Below are 26,169 nucleotides of genomic sequence, written 5' to 3' on the forward strand. Positions count from 1 at the left end.
GGTTTTCAGGAGGGCACGTCATGTCCGTCAAGGTCGCCGTCATCTACTACTCGGCCACGGGGAACGTCCACCAGCTCGCACAGGCCGTCGCCGAGGGTGCCGAGAAGGCCGGCGCCGAGGTCCGGCTCCGCCGGGTGCCCGAGCTCGCCCCCGACACGGCCATCGACGCCAACCCGGCCTGGCGTGCCCACATCGACGCCACCGCCGGTGACGTCGAGATCGCCACCCTCGACGACCTGGAGTGGGCCGACGCCTACGCGCTGGGCTCGCCGACCCGCTTCGGCAACGTCGCCGCCCAGCTGAAGCAGTTCGTCGACACCTCCGGCGGCCTGTGGAACCGGGGCGTCCTCGCCGACAAGCCGGCCACCGCCTTCACCAGCGCGTACAACGTCCACGGCGGCAACGAGTCGACGCTGCTCGCCCTCTACAACACGTTCCACCACTGGGGCTCGGTCATCGTCTCCCCCGGCTACACCGACCAGTCCGTCTACGCGGCCGGCGGCAACCCCTACGGCACCGCCCACCCGGGTGCCAACGGCGCCCCGGACGAGAAGGTCCTCGCCGCGGCCCGGTACCAGGGCCTGCGCCTGACGACGATCGCGAAGCGCCTCAAGGGCCTGGCGGTCGACTGATCCGCCCGCGCCGGGAATTCCGCCGGCGCGCACGGAAACGCCCCCGGGGACATCTCCCCAGGGGCGTTTTCCGTCCGTACGCGGGCGGGCGCGCAGCCTGCGCCGGCCAGGCCGTCTCTTTCGGATCAGGCCGATCAGGCCAGCGACAGGAAGAGCTTCTCCAGCCGGGCCCGCATCTTCTCCGGGTCCTCGCCCGTCGTGCGCCCGTTCTCCATGTCGACGAGGCACTGCTGCAGCCCGGTCGCGATGATCGCGAACCCGGCCCGGTCCAGCGCGCGGGAGGCGGCTGCCAGCTGGGTGACGACCTCCTCGCAGTCGCGACCTTCCTCGATCATGCGGATGACGCCGGATATCTGTCCCTGCGCACGGCGCAGCCGGTTCAGTACGGCCTTCAGCTCCGCGCCGGCGAGCTCCAGTTCCACGACCACTCCTCGAACTTCCGCTTCCCCGTGACGACGGCCGTGACGGGGACCCTCGAGGACCAAGGATGACATCAGCCGGCGGATGCGTACCGCCGGAGGAACATCTCCACCCCGTCCGTGAGGAGCCGCTCGCCGAGGTCGGCGTCGAGCTCCGTCCCGTACTGCTCGAAGACCATCTGCGGGAAGACCAGCAGCGAGTAGAGCTGGAGGACCGCGACCTCCAGGTCGGGGATGTCGAGGAGCCCGCGTTCGGCGAGGGTGCGCAGGGCGTCGGCGACGGCGGGGTGGTGGCCGGCCGGACCGTGCGCGCGCCAGGCGCTGCCGAGCTCGGGGAAGCGGTGCAGTTCGGTGGCGACGAGGGTGCGCAGGGCGCGGCCCTCGCCGTCGTCGCGCACGGCGCGGATCCAGGCGCGGCCGGCCTCGGTGAGGGCGACGGCGAGCTCGCCCGTGCCGGGCCCGGCCTCGGCGAGGCGCCGCAGGTCGGGGCCGCCCTCCCGGTCGTCGTCCAGGGGCTCGTCGAGGGCGCCCGCGACGACGGCGGTGAAGAGGGCCTCCTTGCTGCCGAAGTGGTTGTAGACGGTCACCTTGGAGACGCCGGCCTCGGCGGCGATGGCGTCCATGCCGACGCCGAAGCCCTCGCGGAGGAAGAGGGTGCGGGCGGCCTGCACGATGGCCTGGCGCTTGCGGGCGGCGCGGGCCCCGGTGGGTGCGGTCTTCATGGGCCAACCCTAGGCACGGACTGAACTGAACGGTCGAGTTCACCTTGCCCTTCTTTCCTCCTTCCCTCATAACTGAACTGTCCCGTACAGTTCAGTTATGAGTCCTCACCCGGATGTCCACGTCGCCGCCCCCGCCCGCACCCCCGCTCCCGCGGGCCGCCGGACGGCTCTCGCGCTGCTGTGCACGGCCCAGTTCATGCTGGTCCTCGACGTCACCGTCGTGAACGTGGCGCTGCCCGCCGTCGCCGCCGACCTGCACCTCGGCCGCACCGCCCTGACCTGGGTGGTCACCGCCTACACCCTGTGCTTCGGCGGCCTGATGCTGCTCGGCGGGCGGCTCGCCGACGCGCTCGGCGCCCGCCGCGTCCTGCTCGCCGGACTCGCTCTCTTCACCGCCGCGTCCCTGCTCTGCGGCCTCGCACCGCACGCGACCCTGCTGATCGGCGGCCGGATCGCGCAGGGCGTCGGCGCGGCGCTGCTCTCCCCGGCGGCGCTCGCCCTCGTCACCACCCTCTTCCACGGCCCCGAACGCCCCCGCGCCCTCGGGATCTGGGCGGCCGTCGGCGGCACCGGCTCGGCCGTCGGCGTCCTCCTCGGAGGCGCGCTCACGGACGGCCCCGGCTGGCCGTGGATCTTCTTCCTCAACGTCCCGGTCGGCGCGGCCCTCCTCGCCGCCCTGCCCCGCGTCCTCCCGGCCCGGGCCCCGCACCCCGACCGGCTCGACCTCCCGGGCGCGCTGCTGGTCACCGCCGCGACGGGTTCCCTCGTCTACGGCCTGATCCGCGCGGGCGACACGGGCTGGACCTCGCCCCCGGCCCTGCTGCCCCTCCTCGCCGCCCCCGCCCTCTACGCCCTCTTCCTCGGCGCCGAGAAGGCGAGCGCCGCCCCCCTGATGGACCCGGGGATGCTCGCCCGCCGCCCGGTCGTCGCGGGCTCACTGCTCATGCTGGTCGCGACCGGGCTGCTGATCTCCTTCTTCTTCCTCGGCTCGGTGCTGCTCCAGCACGTCCACCACCTCTCCGCCCTGCGCACCGGCCTGTTCTTCCTGCCGGTCGCCGTCGCCACCGCCCTCGGCGCCCACCTCGGCTCCCGCCTGGTCGCGACGGCCGGCCCCCGCGTCCTGGCGACGGCGGGCACGACCCTGACCGCGCTCGCCCTCCTGCCCCCGGCCCTCCTCCCGGCCGACGCGGGCCCCTGGACCACCCTGTTGCCCTGCCTGACCGTCGCCGCGTCCGGCCTCGGCGCCGTCTTTGTCACGGCCACCACCACCGCCCTCGGCCTGATCGCCCCCCAGGAGGCCGGCCTCGCCTCCGGCATCGTCAACACCAGCCACGAACTCGGCGGCTCCCTCGGCGTGGCCGCCGTCTCCACCGTCGCGGCCCCGGCGCTGGACGGCACGGACCCGGCCGCCTTCACGACGGCCTTCACCCTCCTCACGACCGCGGCCGCCCTGACGGCCCTCCTGACCCCCCTCCTCGTCCCGAAGGGCACCCCCCACCTGACGGGCGGCCCGCACGCGCACTGAGGAGCGACCCGCGCGCGCACCGAACGGGGGGAGGACGCCGGAGAGGACCTGCGCGCGCCAGGTCCTCTCCGCGGGCGCGGGGACCCCTCAGGCCTTCGTGACGCCGCCCGCGTCGCTGCCGCCGCCCTCGTCGATCGCGCGGATCACCACCGGGTAGACGGGGGACCCGGGCGGGGCCGGGCACTGGGCGACGCGGGCGGCGATCTCCGTCACGCGGTCCAGGCTCGCGCAGTCGAGGACCCAGTAGCCGGCCAGGACCTCCTCCGTCTCCCCGTACGGGCCGTCCGTGACGACCGGGCGGCCCTCGGCGTCGGCGGTCACGAACCGGGTCCTCGCGGGCTCGACGAGGCCCTGGGCGTCGACGAGCTCCCCGGTCTCGGCCAGGTCGTCGCTGATCGCGTTCATGTAGGCGAACATCGCCCTGAGGTCCTGCTCGTTCCAGGCCGGGCTGTGGTCCGAGGCCCTGCCGGCCATGGCGTGGTAGTCGGCCTGTGCGCCCTGCACCATCACCAGGTACTTCATGACGATCTCCTTGGGTTCCTCGGGCTCGCGCGGTGGGTGTGTCGGCCTCCGCCGTCCTTTCACAGGAGACGTCGGCGCCGGTGCGCGTTTCCCGACACCTCGCCGCAGGTCACCTTTTCGGGCGGGTCCGGAGGTACGAACGGTCCCGCTCCCCGACCCGGTCGCGCGGGCCCGCGGAGCGCAGCACCACGTCGAGGACCGCCGCCGGGTCGGCCGCGTAGGCGTGCGCGAACCAGGCCATGTTCGCCTCCACCACCGCCCAGCCGCCCCGGTCCGTGCGGCCCACGTCCACCACCACCCCGCTCGGCAGCGAACCGCCCACCGCCGCCAGCAGCCGCTCCCCGAAACGGCGCGCCTCCTCGCTGAGCGGGCCCGGGTCGAGCCGCCCGTACGAGACGTAGCGGCTGCCCGTCCTGACCCGGCCGTCCAGGACGAACAGGCGGTACTCCGCCGCGAACGTCACCGGACCGGAGACCAGCACCGGGGTGTCCGCCGGCAGGCCGTCCGGGAGGGCCGCCCCTTCCGCGTACACCGCCGGCGGGAAGGACTTGTCGCCCGGCGGTTTCACGAACGCCGGTTCCGCGAGGTCCCGGCGGGCGGCGGCGAGGGGCGTCAGCGTGACGCGGCGGCCCGTGAACTCCTCCGGGAGCTCGGCCAGCCAGGCGTCCGGCGGTTCGAGGAGGCCGAGCCCGAGCGGCTCCGCGACCCTGTCCGCGAGCAGCGGGCCGCCGTACCAGTGCACCGCCTCGCCCGGGCGCACCACCCTGTCCGGCGGGCCGTCGAGGACCCGAGCGGCCAGGCCGCGGCGGGCGGCGGCCTCGGCGAGCAGGAGGGCGGTGGAGGTGCGCTGGGCGGATATGAGGAGGACGTCGGCGGTCATGCGCCCGCCGCCAGTTCCCGCTCCAGGGGCGTACGGAAGCGCGGGGTGATGCGGACGTCGCCGACCCAGGCGGCCAGGCGGGCGGCCTCCGTCCGGATCGCCGCCACGGCCTCCTCGCCCACGTCCGTCAGGAGGCGCCAGGTCACCTCGCCGTCCGGGAGCTGCGCCCAGCCGCCGACGACGCGGCCGTTCCACCAGACCGTCGGGCCGATGTTGCCGCTGCGGTCGAAGAGCGCGGGGCGGTGCTCCGGGTCCAGGTACCAGTCACGTGCCTGCCGCCCCATCGGCGTCGGGTCCAGGGCCGGGAGCAGCGCGGCCCAGGGCTCGGCCGGGGCGGCTACGGGTTCGAGGTCGGCCGGCAGGACGTGCCCGACGCCCTCGTCGATCGTGACCCGTCGCGTGCCGAGGGCCGTCAGCGCGCGGCGTACGTCGGTGACCTTCCAGCCCGTCCACCACCTCAAATCGGCCTCCGTCGCCGGCCCGTACGCGGCCAGCCAGTGCCGTACGAGCTCCGCCTGCGCCTCGGCGGCCGGGAGGTCGGGGTGCGGCGGGACGAGCGCCCAGCGGAAGCGGCTCGACGTCCAGCTGCCCTGCGGCCGGCCCCGGGCGATCCGGCCCTCCATGCCGAGAAGGCGCAGGATCCGGCTGGACACCGGCTGCGGGCCCTCCTGGCTGGTCCCCACCCCGTACACGTACTGCGCCCGCAACCGCGGTACCGACGAGCCGAGTTCCGTGCCCGTGGCCTCGCCCCGCTCCGCCAGCTCCGCGAGCACCTGCCGCTCGGTCTCGGCCAGCCACGCCTCGTCGTAGTCGCTGCCCGCCGCCAACTGACGTACCAGCGTCGCGCGTTCGCGGACGGCGGCCGCCGCCGACGACGAGGAGTGGACGGCCGCGGCGAGCGCGGTCGGGACGACGAAGACCGTGTGCCGCATCCCGTGCATCCGGGTCAGCGTGCGGTCCTCGTAGAGCGCCCGCTCGACCTCCGCCACCGGGTCCCGGTCCGCGGTGAGCCGTGCCCCCGCCGCCAGGAACACCGTCGCCGGGTCCGTCGCGTGCAGCGCCACCAGTGAGCCGGCGACCTCCTCGGCCGTCGCCGCCCGCGCCGCCCCGGCCAGGCGGTGCCGTAGCGCGAGCCTGGCCCGGCGCTCCTCCACGCCGATCGTTCTCGTCGTCCCCGTGCTCTTCTCGCTCATGGGCCCAGGATGGCCTCAGAAGGCCAGGAAGTCCGTCACCGTCTTCACGAACTCGTCCTCCTTCTCGAACAGCACGACGTGCCCGGCGTCGATCTCGGCGTACGCGCTGCCGCCGATCGCCGCGGCCAGCTCCCGGCTGTTCTCCACCGGCACCGTCGCGTCCTGCGTGCAGCCGACGACGAGGGTCGGCGCCGCGATCCGCGGCAGCAGCGCCCGGATGTCCACGCCCAGGTCGACGGCGACGTGCCGCAGCGTCCCCGGGGTCGGCGGCATGTTCGGGATCAGCGCCTCGACCTGCTCGCGGCCGATCGCGTTGAGGAAGCCGCGGCTGAACCCGGTCATCGTCACGCTCCGCCCGAAGCCGGCCGGGTCGTGCTCGCCGAGCCGCTGCCAGAGGGTGAAGAGGTTCCGCAGGTACTCGTCGCCGTCCGTGTACGCCCAACCCGCCACCAGGACGAGCCGGTTCACCAGATCCGGGCGGAGCGCGGCGACGGCCGCGGAGACCGGGGCGCCCATGGAGAAGCCCAGCAGGTCAACCGGCCCGGTGCCGGCGTCCTCGATCACGGCGACGACCTGCGCCGCGAGGGCCTCGACGGTCAGCGGCGCGCCGTCGTCGACGGTCCGGTCGGCGCCCGACAGGTCCGGGGTGATGACGGTCCGCCGGTCGGTGAAACGTGGCGCCGTCCCGCCCCAGTTGACGACCGCGCCGCCGGAGCCGGTGCCGTGGACCAGGAGGAGGGCGGGGGACCCCTCGGCGGCGGGCGCGGTGGGGCCCTCGATGTCGTAGTGGACCTGGGCGTTGCCGACGGTGACGGTGGCCATGTCTCTGCTCCTCGGGAGGCCGGGTGGCTGACACCGAGGACTCTGCCGCCGTCCGGAAGCGCCCGGGAGAGCCCTCCGTACCCTGGGATCGGCGGTCCCTGGATGAGCCGGGCGCCCTCCGGCAGGATGATCGTCATGACGATCGACCGCCGCGAACTCGCCGACTTCCTGCGCCGTTGCCGCGAGCGCGTCCGCCCGCAGGACGCGGGTCTGCCGGTCGGCCCGCGCCGCCGCACGCCCGGTCTGCGGCGCGAGGAGGTGGCCCAGCTCGCGGCGATGTCCGCCGACTACTACATCCGCCTGGAGCAGGCCCGCGGCCCGCAGCCCTCCCCGCAGATGCTCGCCGCGCTCGCCCGCGCGCTACGGCTCGGCGGCGACGAGCGCGACCACCTGTACCTGCTGGCCGGCCGGCGCCCGCCCGCCGGGCCCGCCGCCGGCGCCCATGTGGCGCCCGGTCTGCTGCACCTGCTCGACCAGCTGACCGGCACCCCCGCGCAGATCCTCGACGACCTCGGGAACGTCCTCGCCCAGAACGCCATGGCCCGGGCGCTGCTCGGCGGGGTGTGCACGGTCTCGGAGCACGGCCGCAACGTGGTGTGGCGCTGGTTCGCCGACCCGGCCGCGCGCGCCGCGTACCCCGCCGAGGAGCACGCCTACTACAGCCGGCTGCACGTCGCCGACCTGCGCGCCGCCTACGGCCGCCGCGGCGGCGACCCGGCCGTGACGCGGCTCGTCGAGCGCCTGAGCGGGGCGAGCGAGGAGTTCGCCGAGCTGTGGGCCCGCCACGAGGTGGGCGTGCGCCGGCACAGCCGGATGCGGGTGCTGCACCCGGTCGTCGGCCCGGTCGACCTGGACTGCCAGGTGCTGCTCGCCCCGGAGGGCGAGCAGCGACTGGTCCTGTTCACCCCGCCGCCGGGCACGGACACGGGCGAACGCTTCGCGCTCCTCGGAGTGGTGGGCACGGAGCAGTTCGCGACGACCGCGGACTGAGGCGGAGGGCGCCGGACCGCATCCGCGCGCCCCCGCCCCGGTTCAGTCCGCCGCCGCGCGCTCCCCGAGCGGCCGGCGCCGCAGCGCCGGGTCGGTCAGGACGGGCGGCTGCCAGACGCCGTCCGCGCGGTAGAGGTCGGTGCCCGGCGGCACGATCGCGTCGATGCGGTCCAGGACCTCGTCGGTCAGGACCACCGGGGCGCCCTTCATCAGGCCGTCCAGCTGTTCCCTCGTGCGCGGCCCGAGGATCACCGACGTCACGGCCGGGTGCGCCGCGACGAAGGCGATCGCCAGCTCGGGCAGCGTGCAGCCGATCTCGTCGGCGAGCGCCATGAACTGCTCGACGGCGTCGAGCTTGGCCGCGTTGCCCGGCAGTTCGGGGTCGAAGCGGTGCGGGGTGAGTGCGGCCCGCCCGCGGGTGAGGTCGACGGGCCGGCCCTTGCGGTACGTGCCGGTGAGGAAGCCGGAGGCCAGCGGCGCCCAGGTCAGCACGCCCATCCCGTACCGCTGCGCGACCGGCAGGACCGAGGTCTCGACGCCGCGCGCGAGCAGCGAGTACGGGGGCTGCTCGCTGCGGAAGCGGCGCAGCCCGCGCCGCTCGGCGACGGCGTGCGCCTCCACGATCCGCTCGGCGGGGAAGGCCGAGCAGCCGAAGGCGCGGATCTTGCCCTGGGAGACGAGGTCGCCGAGGACGTCGAGGGTCTCCTCGATGTCGGTGCGGTGGTCCGGCCGGTGCACCTGGTAGAGGTCGATCCACTCCGTGCCGAGCCGCTTGAGGCTGTTCTCGACGGCGCGGGTGATCCAACGCCGTGACGTGCCGCCCCGGTTGGGGCCCTCGCCGCCGACCGGGAAGTACACCTTGGTGGCGAGCACGGTCTGCTCGCGCCGGTGAGGGTCGCGCAGCGCCTTGCCGACGATCTCCTCGGACTCGCCCGCCGAGTACATGTCGGCGGTGTCGACGAAGTTGACGCCCTGGTCGAGGGCGGCATGGATGATCCGTACGGAGTCCTGGTGATCGGGGTTTCCGACCGCCCCGAACATCATCGTGCCGAGGCAGTACGTACTGACTTCGATCCCGGTCCCGCCGAGTACCCGATAGCGCATGCGCCGCACCCTAGGGCTTGGAGTCCACTCCAGGGCAAGGGGTACCGGCGAGGAACTCCGTCACCAGGCGGTGGAGGACATCGGGCCGCTCCAGGTGCAGGTCGTGCCCGGTGCCGGGCAGGCAGACGCCGCGCAGCGCGGGGAGCCGCCGGGCCATCCCGTCGTACTCCTCCCCTTCGAGGAAGCCGTGCTGTCCGATCACGGCGAGGACCGGCACGCCGATCGCCGCCCACTCCTCCCACCAGCTCCGCGCGGCGTTCTCGGCCAGCGAGGCGCACATCACCTCGGGGTCGAAGCGGGGCCACAGGCCGTCCTCCCGCCGCTCCAGACCGTCCGCCCAGCCCTCGCCGACGGGCCCGCCGCCGAGATGGGCGACGGCCGCCTCCCGGGACGGGAACGGCACCGGCCAGGCCCGCAGCCAGCCTCCGACGTCCGCCAGCGCCTGCGGGGTGATGCCGCCGGGCCCGGCCTCGACGAGGACGGCGCCGGCGAGGCGGGCGGGGTGGCGCGCGGCGGTGAGGAGGGCGGCGTGGCCGCCGTACGACTGCCCCACGAGCACCGTGTTCCTCAGGCCGAGTCCGTCCAGGACGGCGAGGACGTCGTCGACGTACGCGGTACGCGAGACGTCGGCCGGGTGCCGCTCACTGGCGCCGTGCCCGCGCTGGTCGAGGGCGACGACCCGGTGCCCGTCGGCGTGGAGCAGCCGCGCGAGGGCGTCCCACTCGCCGACGTGTCCGGCGAGCCCGTGGAGCAGGAGGAGCGGCCGGCCGTCCCCTCCCCAGTCGCGCAGGGAGAGGCGCACCCCGTCGCGTACGAGGGTGCGCTCGGTCCAGGCGTACGGGGCCGGGTCGGGGGCGGGCGGTATCCGCGCCGGGGCCTGGGCGGGCGGGACCGGGTCCTGGGCGGGCGGGACCGGGTCCTGGCCGGGCGGGGCGGCGGTCACAGGGTCTCCAGTCGGCGGTCGGCGTGGCTGTCGGGGCAGAGGAGGGCGTCGGCCACGGCCGTGCGGGCGTAGAGCACGGACCGGCCGCTGCGGTGCGCGCTGACCAGGCCCGCGTGCTTCAGGGCGATGAGGTGCTGGGAGACGGCGGCCGCCGACAGGCCCGCCGTCGCGGCGAGCCGGGTGGTCGAGGCGGGGGTGTCCAGCTCGGTGAGGAGCAGCGCGCGCGAACGTCCGATGACGGCGGCGACGGCCTCGGTCGCGGAGCCGGTGGTGCGGGGCTCCCACAGATTGCCGATCCCGCGGGCGGGGTAGGCGAGTTGGGGCGGGTCCGGGGCGACGGAACGGGTCAGCACCTTGGGCCAGGCGAACGCCGACGGGATGAGCAGCAGCCCGGAGCCGGCCTTGTCGCGGGTGAGCGAGCAGGAGCGCCGGACCAGCTTGAGCGTCCCGTCGTCCCACCGTACGGTCTCGTGGAGTTCGCCGAGGACGCGGGCGGAGCCGTGCTCGGCGACCTGCCGGGCACGGTGGAAGACGTCGGCCTCCAGAAGACCGCGGATGCGGGCCCAGTAGGGGGCGAGCGCGAGCTCCCAGTACGTCTCGATCTCGGCGCACAGCCGGTCGAGGTCGATCTCCCCCTCCTCGACGGGCAGTTTGCCGGCGTCGCGGCGGATCAGCCCGGGGGAGGCCGCGCGGATGGCGTCGAGCTCCCCGGTCAGGGTGGGGAAGGGCCCGGTCGGGGTGGGGGTGAGGAAGTCGGCGAGGAAGGTCCCGCCGGGGACCAGTTTCGCGAGCAGCCCGCGGTCGAGCCCGGCCCGTTCGACCCGGGGGCGTACCTGTGCGGCCCAGCGCCGGTGCAGGGGCGGGTCGACGTTGTCCCGGAGCAGACGGAAGCTGGTGACGACCTCCCACATGGGGGACACGGCGAAGCGGGTCTGTGCCAGATCGGCGGCGGAAAAGCTGAGTTCGGACTCCATGCGTCCCCCTGGTGAGCCGCGGTCGGGACGCGACCGGCCGCGGAGCCGACGTGACGGCCGCGGGCGGGACGAGCGTCCGGATTCGGCCTGAGCTTAATCATTGGAGGGCCGTGGGGGCAGGGGCGCAGTCTCGGCGCATGCCCTCCTCCTTCACCGGCCTTCCGGCCACCGTCTGGACCGTCTTCGGCGGCACGATCGTCAACCGCCTCGGCCACATGGTCACCCCGTTCCTGGTGTTCTTCCTCGCCTCGCGCGGGGTCACCGGCACCGACACCTCGTACGTGCTCGGCGCGCTCGGCGCGGGCAACCTCCTCGGCCCGGCCGTCGGCGGCGTCCTCGCCGACCGCCTCGGCCGCCGCCCCACGATGCTCATCGGCCTGGTCGGGGCCGCGGCGGCGCAGGGCGCGCTGTTCGTGGCGCCCGGGGTGTGGACGATGGCCGCGGCCGCGCTGCTGATCAGCGCCGCCGGGACGGTCGTCCCGCCGGCCGCGTACGCGCTGATGGCCGACGCCGTCGACGCCGAACGCCGGCAGCGGGCGTACGCGCTCTTCGGCTGGGGCGTCAACATCGGCACCGCCGTCTCCGGCGTCCTCGGCGGCCTGCTCGCCGCCCACGGCTACTGGCTGCTCTTCGCGGTCGACGCCGGCACGATGCTGGTCTACGCGGGCGTCGTCGTGACCCGCCTGACGGAGCCGCCCCGCGGGCCGCGCCCGGCCGGCGACGGCCTCGGCTACGGCGTCGTCCTCCGCGACCGCCTGGCGATGCTCCTGCTCCCCCTCTACGGCGTGCAGCTCTTCGTCTACTCGCTCACCGAGGTCGCGCTGCCGCTCGCGATCCACGACAGTGGCCTGTCGCCCGCCGTGTACGGCGCGATGGCGGCCGTGAACGCGGTCCTGGTCGTCGCCGTCCAGCCCTTCACCACGGCCCGCCTGGCCCGTCTGCCCCAGATCCCGGTGCAGGCCGCGGGCAGCGCGCTGATCGCCGTCGGCGTCGCCCTCACCGGCGTGGCCGACGGGGTCCTCGCCTTCGGCCTCTCGGTCGTGATCTGGTCCCTGGGCGAGGTGATCGTCGCCGGCATCTCGGCCACGGTCGTCGCCAACCTGGCCCCGGCCCACGCCCGTGGCCGCTACCAGGGCGCGTACAGCTGGACCTGGGGCGTCGCCCGCTTCGGCGCCCTCACCCTCGGCGTCACCGTCTACACCGGCGCCGGCCCGGCCGCGCTCTGGTGGACGGCCCTCGTCGCCGGCCTGACCACCGCGGCCGTCACCCTCACCCTGTCCCGCCGCGTGACCGCGCGCACCGCGCTAGCGGCCGCCGCCGTTCCGGCCGGCGAGGGTGTGGGCCACGAGGGCGTTGGCGTGGCCGTGGCCGAGCCCGTGCTCGGACTTGAGCCAGGAGACGAGCTCCATGTGCGCGGTGAGCGGGGAGGCGTCGATGAGCTCGAACCACTCGGTGACGGGGCGCCCGTACTTCTTCTCGATGGACGGGAAGTAGGCGGCGGGACCCTTGGCGGCGGGGGTGGCGGACATGGGGCGACCTCTTCTCTGCGGGATGCTGCTGAGCGTTGCTGAACGAGCGGACGGCGTGATGCCGTACTGCCGAACCGCCTGAAACCGCCGAGCGGTTCGCGGCGGATCGACCGACGACGACGTGCAAGAGGGCAGACCGGCGCCCCACCGAGAACTCATCGGTGGGGCGCCGGTCTTTTCCGATCTTCTTCGCGGCGGGGGCGCCCGTGTGTACGGGCGGACGGTGCGGACGTGCCGACTGTGCGGCCGGGGCGCGCGCGTGCGGACGTGACGACACGGGACGGCCGGCGCGCCCGTGCGGACGACACGACACGGGACCGACGGGCTGACCGTGCGGACGGCACGACACGCGTCCGCGGGCCGACCGTTCCTAGCGCGCCACGGCGTACCCCGCCAGCCGCTCGCGCAGCCGGTCCCGGCACTCCGGCCACTCCGTGTCCGTCACCGAGAAGATCGCGGAGTCGCGCAGGCGTCCCTCCTCGCCGGGGGCCCAGGAGACCGACCAGTTGCGGAGGACGCCTTCGAAGCGGGCGCCGGTCCGCTCGATCGCGGCGCGTGAGCGGGCGTTGCGGGCGTCGGTCTTCAGGTCGAGGCGGGAGACGTCCCAGACCTCGAAGGCGTGCCGGAACAGCAGGTACTTGGCCTCGGTGTTCACGCCGGTGCCCTGCGCCGACGCGGCCAGCCACGTGAAGCCGACCTCGACCGCCTGGAGCGCGTCGCCGCCGGGTCGCAGCCGCGGGTCCCAAAAGGAGGTGACGCCGACGGCGCGACCGGTGGACTTCCGGATCTGGGCGTACGGCGCGAGCGTGCCCGCCGCGGCGCGGCCGTGCTGGGTGTCGATGTACGCGCCCACCTCGGCGGCCGTCGGCACCCACGTGTACGCGTACGTGCCGCGGTCCTCCGCCACGGCGACCGCGAGGTCCGCCGCGTGCCGGTGGTCGAGCGGCTCCAGGCGGACGAGATCGCCGTCCAGGACCGGCCCCTTGAACGTGAACGTCATCGCCTGCGTACCCTCCCCGTCACGGTCCCCGCGCCGTGGCCCGTGCCACGGCCCCGTGCCGGTCCGCGTGATCGCCCGCAGCCTCCCAGATCACCTCCCGCGTGTCGCGCGATTTCCGCCCCCGGGCCCGTGCCTGCTCCTAGGCTCGGGACGTGACGGAGAACGAGATCAAACTCAAGGCCATCGCCGCTCTCACGGCGCTGCGCGGGGGAGTCGAGGAGAGTCTCGTCTCGGACCTGCTGGGCGAGGTGATCCCCGGTCAGTTCGCCGTGCCGGCCGAGGCGACGGCGGAGGAGGCCGGACTGTCGGTGCTCGCCCAGCTCTCCGATCCGCTGAGCGCCCTCGTCAACGGCTTCATCCTCGCCTTCGACGCCGTCGCCGACGCCCATGACGCCGCCGGCGCGCAGCCGGACACCGAGTCGATCCTCCAGGAACTGGCCCTGCGGCTGGCCAGTGACAACTACGGCTGATCCGCGCCGTCCGCTCCCCGGTCGCGGACGTGGCCCGCGCACTCCACCCGGCCCCGGCACCCGCACTGATCGGGTGAAGGCGAGGTGTCGCTGACGCGTACGCGCCCGGACGCGCCCGCATGGTGAGCGCGTCGGCCGGAGCCGTCGGCGATCCCGCCCGCGGTCCGGCCCCGCCCCCGTGAGAGGAGCGCGTATGTCCGTCAAGGACTCCAGGCCGCCCGGTGACCGCCGCCGGCCCGCCCCCCGAAGAGCCTTCAGGTCCCTTGCGCGACGACCGCTGGCAGCCCTCGCCGCCCTGGCCGCCGGCCTGGTCACGGCCCTCGTGCTGGCCGCCCCGTCGTCCCCCGCGTACGCCGACGGCGCGAGCGGACGGCGGGACATCCGCACGGGGCCGCCGGGCACCGTCCTGACCTGGGGGAGCAACAGCTTCGGCCAGCTCGGGGACGGCAACACCACGGGGGACAGCCCCGTCCCCGGACGGGTCTGCGGGAACGTCACCTGCACCGCGCCGCTGGACAAGGTCGTGCAGGTCGCGGCCGGTGACGGCCACAGCATCGCGCTGCTGGACGACGGCACCGTCGTCGGCTGGGGCAACAACGCGAGCGGCCAGCTCGGTGACGGGACCCGGACGAGCCGGCTCACGCCCGTCCACGTGTGCGCCGTCGGCGAGCCTGCGCCGTGCGCGTCGGTCCTGACCGACGTGGTGGCCGTCGCGGTCGGCGACATCCACAGTTTCGCCGTACTCAGGGACGGGACCGTCGTCGCCTGGGGGAGCAACGCCGTCGGCCGGCTCGGCGACGGCACGTTCACGGACCGGCTCTCGCCGGTGCACGTCTGCGCCCCGATGGCGGTCGCGCCGTGCACCTCGTACCTGAGCCACGTCACCCGGATCGCCGCGGGCTTCCAGCACTCCCTCGCGGTGCGTTCCGACGGCAGCGTCGTGACCTGGGGCAACAACAGCAACGGGCAGCTCGGCAACGGCACTCTGGTGAACTGGAACGTCCCGGGAGTCATCAACGTGACCGGCGCCGTCTCCGCTGCGGCCGGGCAGTTCCACAGCGTCGTGGCCCGGGCGGACGGCTCCGTGGTGACCTTCGGCTTCGGGGACGCCCTCGGCAACGGCACCGGGGGCCAGACGACGGAGCCCGTACAGGTCTGCGCGGTCGGGCAGACCGCGCCCTGCGCCTCCTTCCTGACCGCGGTGAAGGCGGTGGCCGCCGGTGACCAGCACAGCCTCGCCGTCCGCTCCGACGGCACCGTCGTCTCCTGGGGCGTCAACGGTCTGGGGCAGCTCGGCGACGGCACCACCACCGCCCGGTCCGTCCCGGTCCAGGTCTGCGCGCCGGAGGGCTGCGTGACCAAGCTGACCGGTGTCGCCGCGGTCGCCGCGGGCATCACCGGCCACCACAGCGTCGCCCTGCGCTCCGACGGCACCGTCCAGGCCTGGGGGAACAACGTGTCCGGCCAGCTCGGGGACGGCACCAAGGTCAACCGCCTCATCCCGGTCCGGGTCTGCGCCGCCGGCCAGACCGCGCCGTGCGGCCGCCTCCTGGAGGGCGTCAGCTCGATCGGCGCCGGCTTCGGCCACACCGTCGCCGTGTCCCGCCCGCTCGCCGACCTGGCCACGTCGATCTCGGCGAGCCCGGAACCGGTCGCGAACGGCGGCACCCTCACGTACACGATCCGGGTCCACAACTACGGCCCGACCTCGGCGGAGAACGTGGTCCTCACCGACCACCTGCCCGGCAGCCTCCGCTACGCGAGCGCCACTCCGTCCACGGGCTACTGCGACACCCCGCCGACCGGGACGAACGACACGGTGATCTGCCACTTCGGCACCCTCGGCCGGGGCGGCGCCGCGACGGTCACGCTCGGGGTGAAGGTGCGCACGCCGGTGCCGACGACCGGGGGCGCCGGTGTCTCGAACGGGGTCTCCGCCCAGAGCGACACCCCCGACCCCAACCCGGGCAACAACGCGGCCGGCCTCACCACTCCGGTGAGCTGATCACCCCGTAGGGGTGTTCACCGGTGCGCCTGCGTGAACGGGCACGGTGCGGCTGCCGAGGATGCGCCCATGCGCCTTTCCCCCTTCCTGTCGCGCCGTGCCCTGGTGCCGTTCGCGGCCGCCGTCGCCCTGCTGGCCACCGGCGTCTCCTCGGTGGCCGCGGCCACCGAGGCCTGCGGTTCGGTCATCACGGCCCCGCTCGCCCCGCCGGCCCCCGCCGACGAGCCCTGTCCCAGCACGGACCCGGTCGTGTGCCGGATCCGCGTGATGCCGATGGACGAGAAGGTGGAGGCCCAGCGGACCCGGATCCGCTACCACGACCTCCTGGAGGCCATGCACCGCACGGAGGCGGACATGCGGGCGGCGGGCGCCACCGAGGAGGAGGTCGCCCGCGAGCTGGTCGACATGCGCAACCAGGCCAAGGAGATCACCCGGGCCGGGATGACCCCCGAGGAGGTCCGGATCCTGGAGGAGCGCAACCAGGCCAAGTACGGCAACCCCCTGGGCCCGACGGCGGACCAGCTGTACGCGAAGTACGGCTCCTGGGAGCAGGTCGCGGCCGCGGCGATGCGCACGAGCTACGCGGTCGACCGCGAACTGAGCCTGGAGTACCGCCCCTGCCCGGTCTGACCGGTCGCGTCAGCCCTTCCTCCGGAGCGTCATGAAGCTGCCCGGATTGGTCAGGTCCATGGTGTACAGGAGGCCGCCGTCCTCCAGCGTCCTGACCAGGGGGTAGGTCACGTCGCCGACGACGCACTTCTCGTCGGGCGAGGACCCGGTCACCCGGGACGCGTAGGTGACCTTGCCCTGGTCGGCATCGGTGAGCGTCCACGCGCCTTCGCACCAGGTGCCGCTCTTCGGCGTCTCGACGCGGATCCTGCTCTTCTCCTGGCTCGGCGCGGACTGGACGAGGGTGAGGGTGACGGTGGTGACGCCCCCGTCGGCGTCCTTGCTCTCGCCGACCCACGTCCCGAGGAACTTCGCGGGGATGATGCCCGCCCCCGAGCCCGCGCCGGGGGTGGGGCTGTCGTCGTCCGGATCGGAACTGCCCGTCGCCTTGGGGGTCTTCGACGCCGGGGCGGGCGTCGTGCCGCCTCCGCTCGGGGTGCTCCGCCCGGGGGTCTTCGCGCCGTCGTCCCGCTGGTCCTTGCGCAGCTGCTCGAACAGCAGGTACCCGCCGCCCACCACCAGCACGCCGGCCAGCAGGGCCGCCAGAGCCACGTACCTCCGCCGGCCGCGGGGCCGCTGCGGGCGCGGTGCGTGATCCGGTAGCGGCGGCGCCGGGACCGGGGCCGGGGTGTACGGCCCGAGGGGCACGACGGGGCCGAGGGGGCCGCCGTCCGCCGGGCCGGCGGGTCCTCCGCCCGCCGGGCCGAAACCGGGCAGGGCGGCCGGCCCGAACCCGGGAACCGCGCCCGCACCGGGAACGGCGGGCACGTCGGGAGCGCCGTAGGTGGCAACGACGGGGCCCCCGGCCGGAGCCCGGGACCCGGCCGCCGACTCCGTGACGGGCGCAGCAGCCTCATCCCCCACGTCCGCCCCCATCGCGGCCGACCCCTCCCCGGTCTCCGGCTCCGAGGTCTGAGGCTTCGCGGTCTCCGGCTCCGAGGTCTGAGGCTTCGCGGTCTCCGGCTCCGAGGTCTGAGGCTTCGCGGTCTCCGGCTCCGAGGTCTGAGGCTTCGCGGCCTGCGGCTCCGAGGTCTGCTGCTCCGATGCCCGCGGCTTCCCGGCCTCCGGAGCCCCGGTCTCCGCCTCCCCGGCGGAAGCCGGCTCCGAGGCCTCCGGCGCCCCGCCCTCCGCCTCCCCGGCGGAAGCCGGCTCCGAGGCCTCCCGCGCCCCGGCCTCCAGCTCCCCTGCGGAAGCCGGCTCCGAGGCCTTCGGCTCCGGGGTCCCGGCCTTCGGCTCCCCCTCCAGGTCCAGCAGCTGTACGGCACTGCGCCCGACCGCCGCCGCCAGCGGCCCCGGGAGCCAGTCCCCGTGTCCCGGCCGGGCGGTGGCGGCCTCGTCGCCGTCCAGCTGTTCCCGAAGCCGTCCGGGCGCGGGGCGGGCGGACGGATCCTTGGCCAGGCAGTCACGGACGAGGGAGTGCAGCGGGCCGGTCAGTCCGGAGAGGTCGGGCTCCTCGTGCAGCACCCGGTAGAGGAGGACGGGCGCGCTCACCCCGGAGCCGAACGGCATCGTGCCCGTGGCGGCGTACGCGAGCACCGCGCCGAGCGAGAAGACGTCGCTGGCCGGCCCGGCGGGCAGCCCGTTCGCCTGCTCCGGCGACATGAAGCCCGGCGAGCCGAAGATCTGGCCGGACCGGGTGAGCCCGGTGGTGGCGTCCAGTGCGCGGGTGATGCCGAAGTCGATCAGCCGCGGCCCGTCCAGGGTCAGCAGCACGTTCGACGGCTTGACGTCCCGGTGCACCAGCCCGAGGCCGTGCACGTGGGAGAGCGCCTCGGCGAGGCTGACGCCGAGGGTGCGCACGGCCGGCTCGGGCAGGGGCCCGAACTCCTGCACGGCGGCGGTGAGCGAGGGCCCGGCGATGTAGCCGGTGGCCACCCAGAGGTGCTCGCCCTCGGTGTCGGCGTCCAAAACGGGTGCCGTCCAGGCCCCGCCGACCCGGCGGGCGGCGGACACCTCCTGACGGAACCGGGCCCGGAACTCGGGGTTCTCGGTCAGCTCGTGACGGACCACCTTGACGGCGACGGTCCGCCCGCCCGGGGTGCGGCCGAGGTAGACCCGGCCCATCCCGCCCGCCCCCAGCCGCCGCAGCAACCGGTACTCGCCCACCTGCCGCGGATCGTCCGCTGCCAGCGGCTGCATGCCCCCACGCTCCCCCCGCGCCCGGCGCGGCCGTCCCCGTTTCACGTGCCCCGAGCAGACGCTAGCCGCCCGGGACCGTCCGTGGGACCGGTTAGCGATCACCCGTGGCATCTGGGGCCGGCTGCACTCGGCTTCGCCGAACTACCGGTTCTTCTGCTCGCAGCCCGTGACGATGGCGCGCAGCTCGGCGGTGCAAGTGAAGTCGCCGCGGTGGTGCATCCACAGGAGCCGGCCTGCTCAAGTCCTGCGCCAGGCGCCGAGCAGTTCTCCGGGTCCGTACGCCGCCTGGAGCCCGGAACAGGTGGTCCCGTTGCGCGAGACCGCCACGAGCGGAACCGGCTCGTCGGTGATCGCGGCCCGGTGCTTCTGCAGCGCGGCCAGGTCGTGGTTGTCGAACGCGGAGTTCTCCAGCCACTTGACCGAGCCGAGAAAGAGCAGCTCCTTGGCCACCGGCTGCCGGTCGGCGCCCACCAGGTCGATCTCGACGTCGTTGCCGCGCGTCCAGTAGCCGCCGATCGCGGGGGCGGCCGGCAGGAGCCGGTCCGGCAGGAGACGGGCGAGGGATTCCCGGACGAGGGGTTCGATCGCCCGCCCACGCCAGCTCGTCCACTGCTCCTTGATCCGGCTCAGCGTGAGATCTCCCCGCATCCGCTCGATCTCCGCCATGTGCGGATCCAGAAACGCGAGCCAGAACCGTAGGTACGGATCGGCCACGCGGTAGCGGCGTTCCTTCGACGGTCTCAGCGAGAGGGGCAGTTCGGCTGCCACCACCCGCTTCTCGGTCAGGACGTCCGTGGCTCGGGTGAGAGTGGTGTGGGCGATGCCGCCCGCTGCCCGAGCGATGTTGGTGAAGGTGCGCTCGCCGCTTCCGATGGCCCGTAGGACCTCCCTGCTCATCGCCTGCGGTGGGAACTCCGCGGCCAGTGACCGCTCGGCGGAGACGAGCAGCGCGGAGATCGGGTTGTCGAGCGAGTCGCGGAGGAACTCCCAGACGTCGGCTCCGGGCCGCCACTCCGCGCAGATCAGCGGAAGTCCGCCGGTGATCAGGGCGGCGTCGAAGGCCGCGGCCGGCTCGAGGCCGAGCATCTCGCCGATGTCGGCCGGGTTCAGCGGCCCCACGACCATCTCCCGGCCCCGCTGGTGGAAGGGCCGGTCGTAGCTGTCCAGCGCCTCCATCATCGACAGGTCGGAGCCGACGAGGAGGAGGAGGACGGGTTTGCGGCTGAGCAGGCGGTCCCAAGCCCGCTGCAGCATGCCCTCGAAGGCGTCGATGCGGTCCATCAGGTACGGAATCTCGTCCATGACGACCACGCTCGGCCTGTCGTCGGGAAGGATCTCGGCGAGCAGCCTGAATGCAGCGTTCCACTGCTCCGGTGTCTCCTCCGAGAACAGCTGCCGCCCCGGGAGGGTGGACCTGGCGACGGCGTCGAGCAACTCCGTCAGTTCGTCCTGCGCCGTGCCGCCCGCCGCGGTGAAGAAGAGGTACGGCGCCTCGGTGCGCCGGAGAAACTCCTCGACGAGGCTGGACTTGCCGACCCGCCTCCGCCCGCGCATGAGGATGCACTGCCCCGGCTTCGCCGAGCCGACGGCGTCCTGGACCGACCTCAGGGCGCTGCCGAGCACCTTCAGCTCGCGGTCCCGTCCGATGAAACGCCGCATGGAAGCCTCCCGCGAGAGATGGTATCGGCAGAGATACTATCGCCGCCGATACCATTCTTCGAAGCTCAGGCGAGGGATCCCGCGCTGCGGGAGGAGCCGCCCGGGAGAAACCGCCGGGAAACGTCGAAGGGCCCCACCGCGAACGGTGGGGCCCTTCGACAACGTGCCCGGTGAGGCACTGGCGGAGGATACGAGATTCGAACTCGTGAGGGGTTGCCCCCAACACGCTTTCCAAATGTTCGTACGGGGGTCCAGCGGAGGTCGTACGTGTCCTGACCTGCGGCGGAGCGTTCAGGTTGCCCCTGTCCGGACGGGGCCGGACGAGGACGAATGAGACCAAGACTGAGACCAGGGGTGGTCTCCGTGGGGTCTACTCATTCTCACCGGCGATGGCGATGGCCAGGCGCCACATTCCGGTTGCTGGGTTTGTCCTGTGCTCGTTTCCCTCTTGAGCCAAGGTGCGTGCACGCTCGACTGCCTCGCCCCAGTGGTCGCTGTAGTCGCGATCAAATGCGACACCTTTGTCGGAGGGCACGTCAACGAATCGCTGCAGCAGTTGCTTGACGGCGCGGTAGTCGCGCGTCCAGCTGCGATGGTCGGTGTGATGTAGCAGGAGCCAGATCTCGAAGCACGGGTTCGACACCACGAGTTCGACGTCGTTCGCAGAGGCATAGCGCATCGCCTGGTCGAGGTCTTGGTACTCGTCCACGTCAACCACGCACCAAATCTGGTCAAACCCCCCACTGGGGCCACCCCAGCGATTGGCCGCGTACTCAACGACCTGGAGAGGCGATCCGGGTTTCTTGGTGACCCGCAGCGAGAGGTTGGGGCGCTTGAACTTGGCTTTGAAGCCGTTGAGGTAGTCGTACTCTGTGGTCTCAGCGCCGCAAACGACCATCAGCTGGTCGGCGCTGTCCCTGGTGTCCGTGGCGCGGGCTAGGTCAGTATCGCGACTCGGCCGGCGTGGCTTCGATCTGCCGCTCGGCTTGGGTGTCCTGGCCAGTCCCCCCACCCCTCCTCAGTACAGCCTGGGCAAAGCTCTCGTCGATGAATGGAACACCACCGTAGCTTCCCCCTAGGTACCTGCGCTCCCTGTTCTCTTCCTTCCGTGGCTTGAACTCGGCCAGTGAGTAGAGCGAGCTCTCGCCGAACTCGTTCTTCTCCACGAACCACACCTGGTCGCGCTTGAGGATGTCCTCGCCATCTCGCCGCCCAAGGAGGCTTGCATCGTGGGTCGTGAAGATCAGCTGGGCACCTTGCGGGTTCGTCTGTGGATTCTGGAAGAGGCTGATGAGCCGTGCTGTCAGGAGGGAGTGGAGGCTTGCGTCGATCTCGTCGACTACGAAAGTCCCGCCTCTGCGCAGGACTCCGAGGAAGCGAGGAGCCTGCTCTAGGAGGGTCCGTGTTCCCGCGGACTCATCGTGTAGCTCCATCTGCACCATGCCGTTGCGTCCGCGATGTCCCACCCACGGGCGCATAGCCTCGCGAGGGCCCTCATCCTCCAGCTCACGCAATAGCCGTGCTGGTATCCGAGATCCGAAGCGCCGACGCAGACCCTCTTCGTCCATCAAGACGCGTTCCATGCCACAGCCTTCGATACCAAGGTCTGCAGCACGGAGAAGATCCATGATCTCGGGGTAGCGGTCAGCGTCCTCGAGTGCCCTCATCGCGGACAGTCCAAGTGGGCGCCTGTCGTTCGTGCCGCGGAACTGTAGTTGCCTAGCGAACCAGTCGTACACAGGCCGGAAGTCCTGTTGCTTCGAACGGGCAGCTAGAGACAGAAAGAGGACGTTCGATTCGGTGATGCTCTCCACGAGAGCCAGCTGTCCTGATGACTGCGAAGCGCCAGGTTCAACCTCGTCGCCTTCACGCGAAAACAACTGGCGCTTCTTGCCCTTGGGGTAGCTATCGAGCCACTCCTCGACGACGCGGTCGTCATCCACGCCGAATCCGTACGTGTAGCGAACATTGTCAAGCAGCAGGTCTGCGATAAACCACGAAGGTTCGCTCTTGGCCTCATCGTCCAAGAGGAACGGATAGCGGTCGATGCCGCCGCCTGGCTCCGCATCTCGGTGGGAGGAAACCACCATGCGGGCCATGTACTGCAGCGCGTCAACAAGGTTCGACTTGCCCGAAGCGTTGGCTCCGAAGATCCCCACGACGGGCACGGCACTCCATGCCGTGTCTTCGGGACGGTCGGCGTCGTAGACGGGATGAAGGTTGAGCTGCTGCTCATGCCGGATGGAGCGATGGTTCGCCACACGGAAACTCAGCAGCATGGCCGTGCACCTCCCCGTGGTGTCAAGTGATCAGTTGCGCTGGTCCCGCTGTCTGCCAGTAAACCGCGCCAACAAGCCTCTGGCAACGTGAATGGTGGATGAGATGCCGATTCGCGCAGGAAACTAGCGGGGGCTCGCTCGGTCGGCTTCCCGCGTTGGAGTGACACGGCTGTGGCAGGGAACGCATCCCGGCAGTTGATCACGAGGAGGTCCCTGGATCCTTGCCCACGGTTTCGTGGACGCCGAGAACCCGACCGGAGCAGCTTGCGAGCTCTGGGGGCCCGGATCCGCCTACTGGTTTGGCAATCGTCGGGCCATGGGATCGTCGAACCTGGCTCAATAGCCCCATGGAGATGGGTGAGCACTGGGCCTACCGAGCGAGGCCGAAGGAGCTGGGCGGCCCGGTTCGTCGGGTCGAGATCGTACGGGTAGGTGGTCGTGGCCGGGCTGATTGGCTTCATGTGCGGTTCCTCGACGGTGACGACGCCGGACTGCAGGAGTGGGTCGATGCGGCTTCCCTCGTGGCGCGCTGGGAGGACGTCGAGGCGTTCCGCGCGGACGACGCGAGCGAGCTCGCTCTGGCCGAGGCGTCGCGGCACGTGCGGGGGAGTGCCGACTTCGAGGCTGCACGGTTGATCCTCGGGTTCGTCCGTCCGAAGAGCAAGCTGCGGCTGCGGCGCAGTGTCGCGGACGCAGGGATCCTGGAGATGGGCAGTCTCGACGGCAGCGCTCCCGTTGTCGGTATGGATCCCACGGAGCTGCGAGGCGATCCGATGGTCTACGAGAACCGCTACGGCAGGTGCCTGGCAGGGTGGTCGGTCACCGAGCGCATTGCCCGCCTCGTGGCCGGCCGTCTTGCCGAGGACATCCTTCCGGAGGTGGACCGCAGGCAGCAGGCCGTCGACCAGGAGCGCACGCAGTCCTCCTGGTACTCCTACAGCCGCCGGGACGACCGCAAGCTGGATGCGGAAGCGGCCGTCCTGCGGACCGTCCGGGAGTGGTGTGGTCAGGACAAGGCCGAGCGTTACGACGAACTGGTCGCCCTGCGCGAGGAGGTCGTCCGGCTCGGGAAGCTCGTGGAGAAGTCGGTGAAGGCCCTACGCGACCGCGGGCACGGCGTCATCGCCTCCACCATTGAGCGCGACCTTGGGGTCCATATCTCCAGCCTTGGTCCAGACGTTCGTCGGTGAAGCCGCGCCACCGCTCCGGCTCCGGCTTGGGCGGTTCGGCCTCCGCCTTGGGTTCTTCCTGCTTCGGAGGCTTCTCTTTCTCCGGCCGCTGCGGGTGCCAGCCGTCGAGGAAGGGCCTTAGCTGGTCGTTCGTGGGTTCCGCGTGGAGGCTGTGGCCGGTCAGGCTCCTGCCAGCCACGGTCGGGTCGAGCCGGTCGGCCTCCGCCTTCCCCCACGTAGCCCACTCGCGCAGCCGCTCGGCTTCGTGGGTGTCGTCCGAGGCGGAGGCAGCCTCGTCGAGCGCGGCGCAGAAGGCCCGCATCTCCCCTGCGGTCCGCCACTGCGCCAGCGCGGCGCCGAACCGGTCGACCCGTACGGTGTCCACCGCCTTGATCGTCGCGACGCTGACCGCCGCTTCCCACTTCCGCTGCGTGCGCTCCTTCTTCTCCGCCTCCCGCCGGCGGTGTTCCTCTTCTTCCTTGGCCTCTCGTAGGCGGCGTTCTTCCTCCTGCCGTTCCCGCTCCTCACGCTGACGCTGCTGTTCCGCCTCCCGCGCCAGCCGGGCCTGCTCTTCTTCCTCCGCGCGGGCCTTCAGTGCTCGGAGGACGGCGTCGATCTGGTCCTCCAACGGCTTCTTGGCGGTGTCGGACCATTCCTTCTTCCAGCCGTAGCGGTATCCGTAGCTGTACCCCGAGCCTTGGCTCACCTGCAGTTCCAGTTCTCCGGACGGCTCGAACCGGTGCGCCGGGGTGACCCGCTGCCAGTCATACGTCCGTCGGCCCGGCTGCGTGGGCACGTATCGGACTTGCTCCTGTCGTTCTTTGAAGTTGATCTCGTACGTCCTGCCGTGGACCGTGAGCAGCGGCCTCGGCTGCCTGCGCTTCTTCGACACCGCGATCTCGCCGTGCCGTGCGAGGGCCTGCTCGGCGAGGAGCCGAAGGAGGGTGAGCACCCGTGGGAGTATCTCGTCCGAGATCTCGAAGGCGCTGTGGTCTGCGGTGACCGCCGCGATCACGTCCTCGACGTCGGTGATCACTCGGCTGCGTGCCAGGCGGATCCGGTTCCATTCGGTGTCGTCCTCGCCCGTCACCCGGAGCAGGCCGAGGAAGAAGTCTCCCTTCGCCCGCCCGCTGTACTTCAGGTGGTAGCCGTCCGGGGCACACTGCCGCGCTGCGTCGAACGCCCGGCGATAGCGGGCCCGCTGTTCATCGCTAGGGTCGGGGATTCGAAGGAACCGGCCAGCCTTCTGTACCTCTGCGATCAAAGCCGCGCCGATTTCCGCCGGTGACTGCCGTGGCGGCTTCGCAGGGCGCGCGGGCGCCGGCTTCGTCTCGGGCGGGGGCGCCACCCGCTGACGGGGAGGTGTCGTGGCCTCCGGCTTCGGCTCGGCGCCTACCGGTCGCTGCTTGCGCGGGGCTGGCTCGGGCCGGTCCGGGTGGTGGCCGTGTTCCAGGTAGAAGCGACCGTCATCGGTGATCTCTGCCTGCCACCTCCCACCATGCCTGGGCATGGTGATGAGGCCCCGACTCTTGAGAGCACGGGCAGTGATGGCGAGTTCCGGGCTCGCGGAGGTGACGGGATCCGTTCCCTCTGCGATCCGGGTGAGCATGGCTAACTGTCGATCGTTGAGCGGCGACCATCGGTACATGGTGACCGTCGTACCGGTCCCACCAAGCGCCTACAACCAGAATGGCGATGTTCCCGCATTCTGCTGCCGAGCGTCTCCAGGATCGGACGGGCCGGCCCCACGCTCCCGTGCTCGCGGCCACGCGCAGGCTGTGCCCCGTGCCTCCTGGGTCAGCTCGGTCGGCAGAGCACATCGAAGTGTGCTGAGAAGCTCGATCGCAGGCTTTCCAGGACGGCCTTCCCCTTCGCAGCCGTGGCGAGCGAGGGGAAGCCGATCACCCCAGACTGCGTGTACTCGGCCATTCCCTGGACCAGGAGGAAGGGCCGCTGCCTGCTGTCGTGGTCCGCGTCGGCGTAGCCCTCGCGGACGAGCTCGGGAGCGGCGTGGAGCAGGATCGACGTCTCGATCTCGCCGGCGTGCATGTCCGCGTGCCTGTCGGACTCGAGGCCGCCGTACTCGCGGGCACGGTCCCAGTCGGGGCCGAGAGGGAAGAGGGAGACCGCCGGGCCGTCGACGTTGGCTTCCTGGACCACGTTCGACAGGACGTAGTTCCCGCCGTGGCCATTGACGATCACCAGCTTGTGGATGCCCGAGCGGGCGAGTGAGGCGCGGATGTCGTCGATCACGGCGTACAGGGTCCTGGCGCTGATGCTGACGGTGCCGGGGAACGTCGCGTGCTCGTGGCTGCACGCGACGGTGATGGGCGGGAGGAGGTGGACGGGGTAGGCGGCGGTGATCTCCTGGGCGATGACGCATGCGATCGCCGTGTCGGTGATCAATGGGAGGTACGTGCCATGCTGCTCGAAGGAGCCGACTGGGAGCACGGCGAGGCGGGGCTGCAGCTCCTGGACATCGGTGCTCGTGGCGGTCGGCAGCAAGTTCACGGCTCTCCCTCGG

Annotated in this window: 24 protein-coding genes and 1 pseudogene; 8 read left to right on the top strand and 17 right to left on the bottom strand. The window is 72.5% G+C overall.

Annotated elements, in window-relative coordinates; all coding sequences use genetic code 11:
- Positions 1-20: 20 nt before the first annotated feature.
- A complete protein-coding gene (wrbA, locus tag ACIRQF_RS16190; protein ID WP_376627552.1) occupies positions 21-632 on the top strand; it encodes an NAD(P)H:quinone oxidoreductase in 612 nt (203 codons plus the stop codon).
- Positions 633-766: 134 nt separating this feature from the next.
- On the opposite strand, the gene ACIRQF_RS16195 is transcribed toward wrbA, so the two are convergent.
- Together ACIRQF_RS16195 and ACIRQF_RS16200 are read right to left on the bottom strand one after the other, a co-directional pair.
- Entirely contained in the window at positions 767-1,054 is a 288-nt protein-coding gene (locus ACIRQF_RS16195; protein ID WP_376627554.1) for a metal-sensitive transcriptional regulator, read from the bottom strand.
- Positions 1,055-1,125: 71 nt separating this feature from the next.
- The gene (locus ACIRQF_RS16200) at positions 1,126-1,773 is read right to left on the bottom strand and encodes a TetR/AcrR family transcriptional regulator (RefSeq protein WP_404092669.1); all 648 of its coding nucleotides are present in this window, start codon (positions 1,771-1,773) and stop codon (positions 1,126-1,128) included.
- A 97-nt stretch (positions 1,774-1,870) separates the two neighbouring features.
- On the opposite strand from ACIRQF_RS16200, the gene ACIRQF_RS16205 reads away from it, so the two are divergent.
- Positions 1,871-3,298, top strand: coding sequence for an MFS transporter (locus tag ACIRQF_RS16205; protein ID WP_404092671.1), 1,428 nt, complete (start codon positions 1,871-1,873; stop codon positions 3,296-3,298).
- Between the two features lie 87 nt (positions 3,299-3,385).
- Here the strand turns inward: ACIRQF_RS16205 and ACIRQF_RS16210 are convergent, their stop codons facing one another.
- From ACIRQF_RS16210 to ACIRQF_RS16225, 4 genes are all read right to left on the bottom strand, one after another.
- Positions 3,386-3,820: a YciI family protein gene (locus ACIRQF_RS16210; RefSeq protein ID WP_382477546.1), complete on the bottom strand. Its 435-nt coding sequence runs from the start codon at positions 3,818-3,820 to the stop codon at positions 3,386-3,388.
- 109 nt (positions 3,821-3,929) lie between these two features.
- Positions 3,930-4,700, bottom strand: coding sequence for an ATP-grasp domain-containing protein (locus tag ACIRQF_RS16215; protein ID WP_404092674.1), 771 nt, complete (start codon positions 4,698-4,700; stop codon positions 3,930-3,932).
- Entirely contained in the window at positions 4,697-5,893 is a 1,197-nt protein-coding gene (locus tag ACIRQF_RS16220; protein WP_404092677.1) for a winged helix DNA-binding domain-containing protein, read from the bottom strand. The genes ACIRQF_RS16215 and ACIRQF_RS16220 overlap by 4 nt, the downstream gene beginning before the upstream one ends.
- A 15-nt stretch (positions 5,894-5,908) precedes the next feature.
- On the bottom strand, positions 5,909-6,715 hold the full coding sequence (locus tag ACIRQF_RS16225; RefSeq protein ID WP_404092679.1) for an alpha/beta fold hydrolase: 807 nt from the start codon (positions 6,713-6,715) through the stop codon (positions 5,909-5,911).
- Between the two features lie 126 nt (positions 6,716-6,841).
- Here ACIRQF_RS16225 and ACIRQF_RS16230 point away from each other — a divergent pair, with 126 nt between their 5' ends.
- Positions 6,842-7,705 (top strand): helix-turn-helix transcriptional regulator, encoded by an 864-nt coding sequence (locus ACIRQF_RS16230; RefSeq protein WP_382477699.1) that lies wholly within the window; start codon positions 6,842-6,844, stop codon positions 7,703-7,705.
- A 42-nt stretch (positions 7,706-7,747) separates the two neighbouring features.
- On the opposite strand, the gene ACIRQF_RS16235 is transcribed toward ACIRQF_RS16230, so the two are convergent.
- The 3 genes from ACIRQF_RS16235 to ACIRQF_RS16245 form a co-directional block, all read right to left on the bottom strand.
- Positions 7,748-8,809 carry an aldo/keto reductase gene (locus ACIRQF_RS16235; protein ID WP_376627567.1) on the bottom strand — a complete coding sequence of 354 codons (1,062 nt, stop codon included), beginning with the start codon at positions 8,807-8,809 and terminating at the stop codon, positions 7,748-7,750.
- 10 nt (positions 8,810-8,819) lie between these two features.
- Complete coding sequence (locus ACIRQF_RS16240; RefSeq protein ID WP_404092886.1) at positions 8,820-9,674, bottom strand: alpha/beta fold hydrolase; 855 nt, start codon at positions 9,672-9,674, stop codon at positions 8,820-8,822.
- 74 nt (positions 9,675-9,748) lie between these two features.
- A complete protein-coding gene (locus ACIRQF_RS16245; RefSeq protein ID WP_382477557.1) occupies positions 9,749-10,726 on the bottom strand; it encodes a DUF5937 family protein in 978 nt (325 codons plus the stop codon).
- A 137-nt stretch (positions 10,727-10,863) separates the two neighbouring features.
- Here ACIRQF_RS16245 and ACIRQF_RS16250 point away from each other — a divergent pair.
- A pseudogene (locus tag ACIRQF_RS16250) lies at positions 10,864-11,883 on the top strand (MFS transporter); the annotation flags it as partial.
- A 147-nt stretch (positions 11,884-12,030) separates the two neighbouring features.
- Here ACIRQF_RS16250 and ACIRQF_RS16255 read toward each other — a convergent pair.
- Together ACIRQF_RS16255 and ACIRQF_RS16260 are read right to left on the bottom strand one after the other, a co-directional pair.
- Positions 12,031-12,255 carry a DUF4287 domain-containing protein gene (locus ACIRQF_RS16255; protein WP_376627665.1) on the bottom strand — a complete coding sequence of 75 codons (225 nt, stop codon included), beginning with the start codon at positions 12,253-12,255 and terminating at the stop codon, positions 12,031-12,033.
- Positions 12,256-12,625: 370 nt separating this feature from the next.
- The gene (locus tag ACIRQF_RS16260; protein ID WP_376627571.1) at positions 12,626-13,255 is read right to left on the bottom strand and encodes a GNAT family N-acetyltransferase; all 630 of its coding nucleotides are present in this window, start codon (positions 13,253-13,255) and stop codon (positions 12,626-12,628) included.
- Between the two features lie 152 nt (positions 13,256-13,407).
- Between ACIRQF_RS16260 and ACIRQF_RS16265 the strand changes: the two genes are divergently transcribed.
- The 3 genes from ACIRQF_RS16265 to ACIRQF_RS16275 all read left to right on the top strand — a co-directional run bounded on the left by ACIRQF_RS16265 (position 13,408) and on the right by ACIRQF_RS16275 (position 16,360).
- Positions 13,408-13,725: a hypothetical protein gene (locus ACIRQF_RS16265; protein WP_376627573.1), complete on the top strand. Its 318-nt coding sequence runs from the start codon at positions 13,408-13,410 to the stop codon at positions 13,723-13,725.
- A 193-nt stretch (positions 13,726-13,918) separates the two neighbouring features.
- Entirely contained in the window at positions 13,919-15,730 is a 1,812-nt protein-coding gene (locus tag ACIRQF_RS16270; protein ID WP_404092684.1) for a hypothetical protein, read from the top strand.
- Positions 15,731-15,799: 69 nt separating this feature from the next.
- Positions 15,800-16,360 carry a hypothetical protein gene (locus ACIRQF_RS16275; protein ID WP_382477562.1) on the top strand — a complete coding sequence of 187 codons (561 nt, stop codon included), beginning with the start codon at positions 15,800-15,802 and terminating at the stop codon, positions 16,358-16,360.
- A 9-nt stretch (positions 16,361-16,369) separates the two neighbouring features.
- Here ACIRQF_RS16275 and ACIRQF_RS16280 read toward each other — a convergent pair whose 3' ends face one another.
- The 4 genes from ACIRQF_RS16280 to ACIRQF_RS16295 form a co-directional block, all read right to left on the bottom strand.
- Positions 16,370-18,538, bottom strand: a complete 2,169-nt coding sequence (locus ACIRQF_RS16280) for a protein kinase (protein ID WP_404092688.1) — start codon at positions 18,536-18,538, stop codon at positions 16,370-16,372.
- A gap of 237 nt (positions 18,539-18,775) precedes the next feature.
- Positions 18,776-20,197 (bottom strand): ATP-binding protein, encoded by a 1,422-nt coding sequence (locus tag ACIRQF_RS16285; protein WP_404092691.1) that lies wholly within the window; start codon positions 20,195-20,197, stop codon positions 18,776-18,778.
- A 370-nt stretch (positions 20,198-20,567) separates the two neighbouring features.
- A complete protein-coding gene (locus ACIRQF_RS16290) occupies positions 20,568-21,095 on the bottom strand; it encodes an RloB family protein (protein WP_404092693.1) in 528 nt (175 codons plus the stop codon).
- A gap of 43 nt (positions 21,096-21,138) precedes the next feature.
- Entirely contained in the window at positions 21,139-22,476 is a 1,338-nt protein-coding gene (locus tag ACIRQF_RS16295) for an ATP/GTP-binding protein (RefSeq protein ID WP_404092695.1), read from the bottom strand.
- A gap of 347 nt (positions 22,477-22,823) precedes the next feature.
- Here ACIRQF_RS16295 and ACIRQF_RS16300 point away from each other — a divergent pair, with 347 nt between their 5' ends.
- Complete coding sequence (locus ACIRQF_RS16300; protein WP_404092697.1) at positions 22,824-23,666, top strand: PE-PGRS family protein; 843 nt, start codon at positions 22,824-22,826, stop codon at positions 23,664-23,666.
- On the opposite strand, the gene ACIRQF_RS16305 is transcribed toward ACIRQF_RS16300, so the two are convergent.
- Both ACIRQF_RS16305 and ACIRQF_RS16310 read right to left on the bottom strand, forming a co-directional pair.
- Positions 23,596-25,293: a PE-PGRS family protein gene (locus ACIRQF_RS16305; protein ID WP_404092699.1), complete on the bottom strand. Its 1,698-nt coding sequence runs from the start codon at positions 25,291-25,293 to the stop codon at positions 23,596-23,598. The two genes, ACIRQF_RS16300 and ACIRQF_RS16305, sit on opposite strands and share 71 nt — an antisense overlap.
- Positions 25,294-25,442: 149 nt before the next feature.
- Positions 25,443-26,156, bottom strand: coding sequence for a creatininase family protein (locus ACIRQF_RS16310; protein WP_404092702.1), 714 nt, complete (start codon positions 26,154-26,156; stop codon positions 25,443-25,445).
- Positions 26,157-26,169 lie beyond the last annotated feature (13 nt).

Origin of the sequence: Streptomyces sp. NPDC101191 (assembly GCF_044767915.1) — a bacterium.
Lineage (GTDB): Bacteria > Actinomycetota > Actinomycetes > Streptomycetales > Streptomycetaceae > Streptomyces.

Coding starts and splice junctions, on each gene's coding strand:
- ACIRQF_RS16300 (WP_404092697.1), top strand. CDS start 22,824: ATGGAGATGGGTGAGCACTGGGCCTACCGAGCGAGGCCGAAGGAGCTG.
- ACIRQF_RS16245 (WP_382477557.1), bottom strand. CDS start 10,726: ATGGAGTCCGAACTCAGCTTTTCCGCCGCCGATCTGGCACAGACCCGC.
- ACIRQF_RS16305 (WP_404092699.1), bottom strand. CDS start 25,293: ATGTACCGATGGTCGCCGCTCAACGATCGACAGTTAGCCATGCTCACC.
- ACIRQF_RS16275 (WP_382477562.1), top strand. CDS start 15,800: ATGCGCCTTTCCCCCTTCCTGTCGCGCCGTGCCCTGGTGCCGTTCGCG.
- ACIRQF_RS16255 (WP_376627665.1), bottom strand. CDS start 12,255: ATGTCCGCCACCCCCGCCGCCAAGGGTCCCGCCGCCTACTTCCCGTCC.
- ACIRQF_RS16210 (WP_382477546.1), bottom strand. CDS start 3,820: ATGAAGTACCTGGTGATGGTGCAGGGCGCACAGGCCGACTACCACGCC.
- wrbA (WP_376627552.1), top strand. CDS start 21: ATGTCCGTCAAGGTCGCCGTCATCTACTACTCGGCCACGGGGAACGTC.
- ACIRQF_RS16285 (WP_404092691.1), bottom strand. CDS start 20,197: ATGCGGCGTTTCATCGGACGGGACCGCGAGCTGAAGGTGCTCGGCAGC.
- ACIRQF_RS16280 (WP_404092688.1), bottom strand. CDS start 18,538: ATGCAGCCGCTGGCAGCGGACGATCCGCGGCAGGTGGGCGAGTACCGG.
- ACIRQF_RS16290 (WP_404092693.1), bottom strand. CDS start 21,095: ATGGTCGTTTGCGGCGCTGAGACCACAGAGTACGACTACCTCAACGGC.
- ACIRQF_RS16200 (WP_404092669.1), bottom strand. CDS start 1,773: ATGAAGACCGCACCCACCGGGGCCCGCGCCGCCCGCAAGCGCCAGGCC.
- ACIRQF_RS16270 (WP_404092684.1), top strand. CDS start 13,919: ATGTCCGTCAAGGACTCCAGGCCGCCCGGTGACCGCCGCCGGCCCGCC.
- ACIRQF_RS16225 (WP_404092679.1), bottom strand. CDS start 6,715: ATGGCCACCGTCACCGTCGGCAACGCCCAGGTCCACTACGACATCGAG.
- ACIRQF_RS16220 (WP_404092677.1), bottom strand. CDS start 5,893: ATGAGCGAGAAGAGCACGGGGACGACGAGAACGATCGGCGTGGAGGAG.
- ACIRQF_RS16230 (WP_382477699.1), top strand. CDS start 6,842: ATGATCGTCATGACGATCGACCGCCGCGAACTCGCCGACTTCCTGCGC.
- ACIRQF_RS16215 (WP_404092674.1), bottom strand. CDS start 4,700: ATGACCGCCGACGTCCTCCTCATATCCGCCCAGCGCACCTCCACCGCC.
- ACIRQF_RS16260 (WP_376627571.1), bottom strand. CDS start 13,255: ATGACGTTCACGTTCAAGGGGCCGGTCCTGGACGGCGATCTCGTCCGC.
- ACIRQF_RS16235 (WP_376627567.1), bottom strand. CDS start 8,809: ATGCGCTATCGGGTACTCGGCGGGACCGGGATCGAAGTCAGTACGTAC.
- ACIRQF_RS16295 (WP_404092695.1), bottom strand. CDS start 22,476: ATGCTGCTGAGTTTCCGTGTGGCGAACCATCGCTCCATCCGGCATGAG.
- ACIRQF_RS16205 (WP_404092671.1), top strand. CDS start 1,871: ATGAGTCCTCACCCGGATGTCCACGTCGCCGCCCCCGCCCGCACCCCC.